The 8,507-nt window shown below is 69.8% G+C and carries 8 protein-coding genes; 5 read left to right on the forward strand and 3 right to left on the reverse strand.

Annotated features, from left to right (window positions below):
• Nucleotides 1-2,312 (reverse strand): (Fe-S)-binding protein (locus SACHA_RS19735; RefSeq protein ID WP_019806588.1); only part of this gene is annotated, 2,312 nt, incomplete at its 3' end.
• 167 nt (nt 2,313-2,479) lie between these two features.
• Between SACHA_RS19735 and SACHA_RS0101380 the strand changes: the two genes are divergently transcribed.
• Complete coding sequence (locus tag SACHA_RS0101380) at nt 2,480-2,803, forward strand: DMT family transporter (RefSeq protein ID WP_019806589.1); 324 nt, start codon at nt 2,480-2,482, stop codon at nt 2,801-2,803.
• Nucleotides 2,804-2,856: 53 nt separating this feature from the next.
• Nucleotides 2,857-3,417, forward strand: coding sequence for a TetR/AcrR family transcriptional regulator (locus SACHA_RS0101385; RefSeq protein ID WP_028662779.1), 561 nt, complete (start codon nt 2,857-2,859; stop codon nt 3,415-3,417).
• Between the two features lie 92 nt (nt 3,418-3,509).
• On the opposite strand, the gene SACHA_RS0101390 is transcribed toward SACHA_RS0101385, so the two are convergent.
• Both SACHA_RS0101390 and SACHA_RS0101395 read right to left on the reverse strand, forming a co-directional pair.
• Entirely contained in the window at nt 3,510-4,283 is a 774-nt protein-coding gene (locus tag SACHA_RS0101390) for an IclR family transcriptional regulator (RefSeq protein WP_019806591.1), read from the reverse strand.
• A gap of 171 nt (nt 4,284-4,454) precedes the next feature.
• Entirely contained in the window at nt 4,455-4,994 is a 540-nt protein-coding gene (locus SACHA_RS0101395) for a YbhB/YbcL family Raf kinase inhibitor-like protein (RefSeq protein WP_019806593.1), read from the reverse strand.
• A gap of 432 nt (nt 4,995-5,426) precedes the next feature.
• On the opposite strand from SACHA_RS0101395, the gene dnaK reads away from it, so the two are divergent.
• The 3 genes from dnaK to SACHA_RS19740 all read left to right on the forward strand — a co-directional run.
• Nucleotides 5,427-7,298, forward strand: coding sequence for a molecular chaperone DnaK (gene dnaK / locus SACHA_RS0101400; protein ID WP_019806595.1), 1,872 nt, complete (start codon nt 5,427-5,429; stop codon nt 7,296-7,298).
• The gene (gene grpE / locus SACHA_RS0101405; RefSeq protein WP_019806597.1) at nt 7,295-8,038 is read left to right on the forward strand and encodes a nucleotide exchange factor GrpE; all 744 of its coding nucleotides are present in this window, start codon (nt 7,295-7,297) and stop codon (nt 8,036-8,038) included. Before dnaK ends, grpE begins: the two co-directional genes overlap by 4 nt.
• Nucleotides 8,039-8,065: 27 nt before the next feature.
• Nucleotides 8,066-8,507, forward strand: a 442-nt coding sequence (locus tag SACHA_RS19740) for a DnaJ domain-containing protein (protein ID WP_039737582.1), incomplete at its 3' end; no start/stop codon positions are given.

Here is an 8,507-nt window from a genome sequence, read left to right on the forward strand (position 1 = left end):
GCCTCGGCCTCACCGCCGGCCTCCCGGCCGGCACCGGCCTCACCGCCGGCCTCGCTGCCGACCTCACTGCCGGCACCGGCCTCACCGCCGGCCTCCTCGGTGCCCGCCCCGACGGAGGCGGGCACCTTCTGCCCGTTCCCCGCACCCCGCTTGACGGAGGAGAGCAGCAGCTGGGCGACGTCGACCACCTCGACGTCCTCGCTCGCCGCCCCGTCGCTCTGGCGCGAGGTCACACCGTCGTTGAGCATGACGCGGCAGAACGGGCAGCCGGTCGCGATCTTGGCCGGGGCGGTGCCCAGCGCCTCGTCGACGCGGTCGACGTTGATGCGCTTACCGATGCGCTCCTCCATCCACATCCGCGCACCCCCGGCGCCGCAGCACATCGAGCGGTCGCCGTGCCGGGGCATCTCCCGCATGGTCGCCCCGGAGGCGCCGACCAGTTCCCGGGGCGCCTCGTAGACCTTGTTGTGCCTGCCCAGAAAGCACGGGTCGTGGTAGGTCACGTCCTCGGCGACCGGGGCCATCGGGGTGAGCCGCTTCTCCCGCACCAGCCGGTTCAGCAGCTGGGTGTGGTGCACGACCTCGTACTTGCCGCCCAGCTCCGGGTACTCGTTGGCGAGCGTGTTGAAGCAGTGCGCACAGGTCACCACGATCTTGCGCTTGCTCTGCTCGACACCCTCGAACACCGAGTTGAGCACCTCGACGTTCTGCTGCGCCAGCATCTGGAAGACGAACTCGTTGCCCGCGCGCCGCGCCGGGTCACCGGTGCAGGTCTCCTCCGGTCCGAGGACGGTGTACCTGACGCCCGCGTGGTGCAGCAGCTCGGCCACCGCGCGGGTGGTCTTCTTGGCGCGGTCCTCGAACGCGCCCGCGCAGCCGACCCAGAACAGGTACTCGGCGTCGCCGAGTTCCCCGTCGAAGACCGGCACCTCGAAGTCGAGGTCCTCGGTCCAGGCCAGCCGGTCCTTGGCGTTCTGGCCCCACGGGTTGCCCTTGTTCTCCAGGTTCTTGAACATCCCGTTCAGCTCGGTCGGGAAGTTCGACTCGATCATCACCTGGTAGCGGCGCATGTCGACGATGTGGTCGACGTGCTCGATGTCCACCGGGCACTGCTCGACGCAGGCGCCGCAGGAGGTGCACGACCACAGCATGTCCGGGTCGATCACGCCGCCGTCGTCGCCGGTGCCCACCAGCGGGCGCTCCGACTCGGCGAGGGCGAGCACGTCGATCCCGGCGTGCGGGTTGTCGCCGGTGAGGCCGATCTCCTCGCCGGTCATGTCCTTCTTGCCGCCCGCCATCAGGTACGGGGCCTTGGCGTAGGCGTGGTCGCGCAGCTGGGTGATCAGCAGCTTCGGCGACAGCGGCTTACCGGTGTTCCACGCCGGGCACTGCGACTGGCACCGGCCGCATTCGGTGCAGGTGGAGAAGTCCAGCCAGCCCTTCCAGGAGAAGTCCTCCACCTGTCCGGCGCCGAAGACGTCCTCCTCCGGGTCGGCCTCGTCGAAGTCGACCGGCTTGCCGTCGCTCATCATCGGCTTGAGCGCGCCCAGCGCGACGTCGCCGTCGTCGGAGCGCTTGAAGTAGATGTTGAAGAACGCGCTGAACCGGTGCCAGGCCACGCCCCAGGTCAGGTTCCGGCCGACCACGGCCAGCCAGATCATCCCGGACAGCAGCTTGATCAGCGCCATCACGGAGACGGCGACGGTGGCCGAGGGCAGCACGGCGGCGAGCGGCTGGGTGACGAAACTGGTCCACAGCGCCGGGTCCTCGATGCCGCTGGAGATCTTGAACGCCTTCACGCCGAGGATGCCCAGGCCCTCGATGACCACCACGGCCTCCACGAAGTAGGCCGCCGCGAAGTTCGAGCCCGCGAAGCGGGACTGCTGGTCGGCGCGGCGCGGGTGGTTGCGCTGGCGGATGATCGCCAGGGCGATCCCGCCCGCGACGGTGCCCAGGCCGAGCAGTTCGAGCAGCAGCTGCCACGGCGCCCAGTGCCCGATGAGCGGCCACGCGAACTCCGGCACGAAGATCTCGCCGTAGGCCTCGAACAGCGCCAGCGAGCCGAGCAGGAACCCCCACATCACCAGCCAGTGCCAGGGACCGACGTGGCGGAACTTGTTCATCCGTGTGTGCGCGGCGAACTCCGTGATCAGGGTGCGCATCCGAGGCACGAACGGACCGTTCCGCGTGGCATCCGGCTGGCCGAGCCGGATGATGCGAACCTGGCGAACAACGCCGGAGAGGAACACGAACCAGGCGGCGATACTGACGGCGACGCCGATCGCGCCCATCGTGATCTGCAGTGCACCCATGGTCGGGGGCCTTTCGGTCGAGAGGACTTCGTGGTGGGTTCGGCAGGCGGTTCCGGCAGACGGTAATGCGTTCTACTGATCAGTAACTCACCGACCCGGCACAAGTCCCACAGATGTGGTGCAGAACTCGCGTGTATTGGGACTATCGTTCAGGTATTCTAACAGCTGTGGTCGTCTACGTCCTGCTCGCGGTCGCCATCGCCGCCGAGGTCACCGGCACCGTGTCCCTGAAGCTTTCCGACGGGTTCAGCAAGCTGCTGCCCTCCCTGGTCGTGATCGTGTCCTACGGCCTCGCCTTCGTCCTGCTGGGCCGGGTGCTCGCACTGGGGATGCCGGTCGGGGTGGCCTACGCGGTGTGGGCGGCGCTCGGGGTGGCCCTGGTCGCCCTGATCGGCGCGCTCTTTCTGGGCGAGACGATGAACGTTCCGATGATCCTCGGGTTGCTCCTGGTCATCGGCGGTGTCGTGCTGCTCGAACTGGGGCGCGCGTGAATCCGCGGGTGTCCGGGCGGTCCCGGGATCGCCGAGTGGTCGGGAGTGACGCGGTGCGACGTGAGGTCGACGGACGCAAGGCCAAGGGCGAGAAGCGGCGCCACGAGATCATCGAGGCGACCCTGCGGGTCATCGAGCGGGACGGCGTCGCGGGCGTCACCCACCGCACCGTGGCGAAGGAGGCGGGGGTGCCCACCACCTCGACGACCTACCACTTCGCCAACCTCGACGAGCTGCTCATCGCCACGCTGATCACCTGCGCGCGGGACATGGCCACCGAGGTGTACTGGATGATCGACCGGGCCCGCTCCCGGGGCAGCGGCGGCGCCGAGGAGGTGGCGAACCTGCTGGCGGAGGCGATCGGCCCCCGGCGCGGCCGCACGATGGCCGAGTACGAGCTGTATCTGCTGGCCTCCCGGCGCCCCGAGCTGCGGCCCGCCGCCCGCCGGTGGCTGGACGTGCTCACGTCCATGGTCCGGCACGACGACATGGTCGCCTTCCGCGCTTTCCTCGCCGGCATCGACGGCCTGCTGATCCAGGGCCTCATCGACGACGAACCCCCCACCGCGGAGGAACTCCGCCCGGTCGTCGACTACCTCCTGAAACCCCGCTGACCCGCGAGTCGCCACTCCGTACCCGCGAGTCGCCACTCCACGACCGCGAGTCGACGCTCCGGTCCCGCGAGTCGGCGCGGGGAGCGCGACGGTCAGGACAGCAGGGCGGACAGCCGGGAGGCCGCCTCCCTGGCGTGCCGGTGGAGGGTGGTTCCTCTGGCGGCGAAGTCGGCGACGGGAACGGAGAACGCGACGGCGGCGGTGATCCGCTCGTCCGGCCGGACCACCGGCGCGGACACGCACGCCAGTCCGGGCTGGAACTCCTCGACGTCCTGCGCCCAGCCGCGGTGGCGTACCTGTTCGAGTTCGTGGTCCAGATCGCGCAATCGCACGGTCGTGCGCTCGGTCAGCCGGGGCATCCCGGCGCCGGCGAGGTACTCCCGCCGCCGCCGGGTGGGCAACGCCGCCAGCAGGACCTTGCCGTACGCGGTGGCGTGGGCCGCCTCGTCGAAGCCGAAGTCGACGGGCTGGGCCCGGGGGTGCTCCGGGGAGTCCGCCACGGCGGCGACGACGACGTCACAGTCCCGCAGCACGGTGTAGTAGGCCGCCGCGCCGACCCGCTGGTGCACGGCACTCAGTTCGTCGCGGACGACCCGGTCGACGTCGAGCTGGGTACACAGCCGGTCGAACAGCGGGCCGATCTTGTAGCCGAGGCCGAACCCGCGTCCGTGGCCCAGCCGGACCAGGTAGCCCTCGTGGACGAGGGTGTTGAGCAGGTGGTACGTCGTGGACAGCGTGGAGCCCGTCTTCCGGGCGACCGCCTTGGCCGAGACGCCGTCCCCCTCGGCGGCCACGATCTCCAGCACCCGGAGTGCGCGCCGGGCAGTACCCACCAGGCCGCGGCCCTGGGGAACATCCACGCTCATCGCACACCTCCTGGCCGGCTCGGGCCGTGACGGGGGAGGTCACGGTTCGCCCGAGGATACGAACCGTCCGCGCGCCCACGCCACCGCACACGGACGCCGCGGCCCCGGCCGAGAACGCGGCGTCCGTGCCGACGGACGGGTTCGGCCCCGGGACACCGTCCGGGTCGGTGCTCAGCCCTGGATCTCGTAGACCGGGGTGAGCAGGGCGCGGCCGAGGGTGCGCCCGAACATGTTGAAGCCGAGGAAGGCGGGTGTGGCCTCGTCGCCGACCTCCAGTGACTCCACGTCGAGGGCGTGCACGGCGAAGATGTAGCGGTGCGGACCGTGTCCGGGGGGCGGCGCGGCCCCCACGTACTGCCGGATGCCGGCGTCGGTCCGCAGCATCGTCGCGCCTTCGGGGAGTCCGGAACCGTCCGCGTCCCCCGCCCCGGAGGGCAGTTCGGTGACCGAGGCCGGGATGTTGAACACCGCCCAGTGCCAGAATCCGCTGCCGGTCGGGGCGTCCGGGTCGAGGCAGGTCACCGCGAAGCTCTTCGTGCCCCCGGGGAACGCCTCCCACGCGAGATGGGGGGAGCGGTCCTCCCCTCCGGCCCCCATGACGCCGCTGCGCTGCGGTACCGGCACCGTCGCGCCGTCGGTGACATCGTCACTGCGCAGGGTGAACGAGGGCACCTGCGGCAGGGAGTCGTACGGGTTCCGCGCCTGTGTCATGTCTACCTCCGTCGGAGTCGGTGTGCGGTTCGCTCCGTGTCCGGACCGTGTCCGTGCGTCGTCCGCTGACGGTCAGGCTAGTGATTCGGCGATCAGTACGCCTTCGGGCGGGGCGGAGGGGAACAACCCGGCGCCCTCCGACGTTGGAAAAGGCAGAAACCTTGAGCGCTGATTACTCAACTACAGTTTGACGTCCGATCGGATGATTGGGTAGAACTTGAGTAGGCACTGCTCAAGGTTGATGCGGCACCGTTGGTGACGTCGGAAGGCCCGGTCGCTCACCGGGTGCCCACGGCGCCGGAGCGCCGGAGCACACCTGAGGACAACAGCGCACCTGAGGACGACAGCGAGAACGCGACGCCGCCGTGGACCACGCGGCCGCCACACCCCGGCGGCCGCCCCGGTGGACGAGCAAGCAGGAGGGAAAGACACATGGCGCGAACGGTCGGCATCGACCTCGGCACGACCAACTCGGTCGTCTCCGTTCTGGAAGGCGGCGAGCCGACGGTCATCGCCAACTCCGAGGGGTCGAGGACCACCCCGTCGGTGGTGGCCTTCGCCAAGAACGGCGAGGTGCTCACGGGTCAGCCCGCGAAGAACCAGGCGGTCACCAACGTCGACCGCACGATCCGGTCGGTCAAGCGGCACATGGGCACCGACTGGAAGACCGAGGTCGACGACAAGCAGTACACGCCGCAGGAGATCAGCGCGCGTGTGCTGATGAAGCTCAAGCGCGACGCCGAGGCCTACCTGGGTGACGACGTCACGGACGCGGTCATCACCGTGCCCGCGTACTTCGAGGACGCCCAGCGCCAGGCCACCAAGGAGGCCGGCCAGATCGCCGGGCTGAACGTGCTGCGCATCGTCAACGAGCCCACCGCGGCCGCCCTGGCGTACGGCCTGGACAAGGGCGAGAAGGAACAGACCATCCTGGTCTTCGACCTCGGTGGCGGTACCTTCGACGTGTCCCTGCTGGAGATCGGCGAGGGCGTGGTCGAGGTCCGCGCCACCAGCGGTGACAACCACCTCGGTGGGGACGACTGGGACGAGCGCATCGTCGACTGGCTGGTGGACAAGTTCAAGGCCTCGCACGGCATCGACCTGACCAAGGACCGGATGGCGTTGCAGCGCATCAAGGAGGCCGCGGAGAAGGCCAAGATCGAGCTGTCCAGCTCGGGCAGTGCGAACATCAACCTGCCCTACATCACGGTCGACGCGGACAAGAACCCGCTGTTCCTCGACGAGACGCTGTCCCGTGCGGAGTTCCAGCGCATCACCTCCGACCTGCTGGAGCGCACGAAGGCGCCGTTCAACAACGTGGTGCGCGACGCGGGGATCTCCGTCAGCGAGATCGACCACGTGGTGCTGGTGGGCGGCTCCACCCGGATGCCCGCGGTCGCCGATCTGGTCAAGGAGCTGACCGGCGGCAAGGACGCGAACAAGGGCGTGAACCCGGACGAGGTCGTCGCCGTCGGTGCCGGGCTGCAGGCCGGTGTACTCAAGGGCGAGGTCAAGGACGTCCTGCTGCTGGACGTGACCCCGCTGTCGCTGGGCATCGAGACCAAGGGTGGCGTGTTCACCAAGCTGATCGAACGCAACACCACCATCCCGACCAAGCGCAGCGAGATCTTCTCCACGGCCGACGACAACCAGCCGTCGGTGCAGATCCAGGTCTTCCAGGGTGAACGGGAGATCGCCGCGCACAACAAGAAGCTCGGCAGCTTCGAGCTCACCGGGATCCCGCCCGCACCGCGGGGCGTGCCGCAGATCGAGGTCACGTTCGACATCGACGCCAACGGCATCGTGCACGTGACCGCGAAGGACCTCGGCACGGGCAAGGAGCAGAGCATCAAGATCACTGGTGGCTCCGCGCTCCCGCAGGAGGACATCGACCAGATGGTCAAGGACGCCGAGGCGCACGCGGAGGAGGACCGCCAGCGCCGCGAGGAGGCCGAGACCCGCAACCAGGCGGAGACGCTGGTCTACCAGACCGAGAAGTTCGTCGCCGACAACGACGAGAAGTTGCCCGAGGAGCTCAAGGGCAAGGTCAAGACCGCGATCGACGAGGCCAACGAGGCGCTCAAGGGCGACGACACCGCCAAGATCCGCGAGTCGATGGAGAAGCTCAACTCGGCCTCGCAGGAGCTGGCGACCGCGCTGTACGCCGACACCGGCGCCCAGGGTGGCGCCGACGGTGCCGACGCGGGCGCGGCCGGTGCGGCCGGCGGCACCTCCGGTGGCACCTCCGGCAAGGACGAGGACGTCGTGGACGCCGAGATCGTCGACGAGGACGACAAGAAGTGACCGAGCGCGACGAGTTCGAGCAGGAACTGGAAGAGGAGCCGGTGGTCGTGCGGGACCGTCGGAAGGTCGACCCGGAGACCGGAGGGCCCCGCCCGTCGGACGACGGCGAGGGGTATCCGGAGGAGCGGGGTCCGGAGGAGTTCACGGTGGACGCCTCCGGGCCGCCCCCGGTGGAGGGCACCGTGGACGAAGCGGCCGCGCCGATCTCGGACGTGGAGAAGCAGCTGCAGGAGCGCACCGCCGACCTCCAGCGCGTCCAGGCCGAGTACGCCAACTACCGCAGGCGGGTCGACCGCGAGCGGGAGTCCATGGCGGAGTCGGGCAAGGCGTCGGTGGTCGGTGACCTCCTGCCGCTGCTGGACGATCTGGAGCGGGCGGAGGCGCACGGTGACCTCACCGGCCCGTTCAAGGCCGTGGCGGACAAGCTCGTGGGCGTGCTGGAGAAGGAGGGTCTGGAGTCCTTCGCCCGGGAGGGCGAGACCTTCGACCCCAGCGTTCACGAGGCGGTGCAGCACGACACCTCGCCCGAGGTCGACGGGCCGACCGTGACGACGGTGCTCCGACGGGGGTACCGGCTCGGCGACCGGGTGCTGCGCTCCGCGCTGGTCGCGGTGACCGATCACGAGCCCGCACCGGCCGGGGACGCGGACACCGCGGCGGACGGGGTGCCGGGCACCGGCCCCGTGGACGCACCCGTCGAGGGCGAGCTGCCCGTCGACACCGATGAGAACGCGCGCTGACGAGCAGCCGGAGGGAGGGGACGCCCGATGAGCGCGAGGGAATGGATCGACAAGGACTTCTACCGCGAGTTGGGCGTCTCCTCCGACGCCTCCGCCGATGAGATCAAGAAGGCGTACCGCAAGCTCGCCAGGGAGAACCACCCGGACGCCAACCCCGGTGACGAGGAGGCCGAACGCAGATTCAAGGCCGTCTCGGAGGCCTACGGTGTGTTGTCCGACCCCGACAAGCGCAAGGAGTACGACGAGGCACGCAGCCTCTTCGGCTCCGGGGGCGCGGGCGGCTTCAACTTTCCCGGCGGTGGCCGCGCGGGTGGCCCCGGCGGGGCGGGTGGTTTCGACCTCGGCGACATCTTCGGGCAGCAGGGCACCACGAGCGGCGGTGCCGGTTTCGGCGGCCTCGGTGACATGCTGGGCAATCTCTTCGGCCGGCGCGGCGGTGGCGCGGGGACGGCGACCCGTGGCCAGCGCG

Origin of the sequence: Saccharomonospora halophila 8 (genome assembly GCF_000383775.1) — a bacterium.
In the GTDB taxonomy this organism is placed as follows: domain Bacteria; phylum Actinomycetota; class Actinomycetes; order Mycobacteriales; family Pseudonocardiaceae; genus Saccharomonospora; species Saccharomonospora halophila.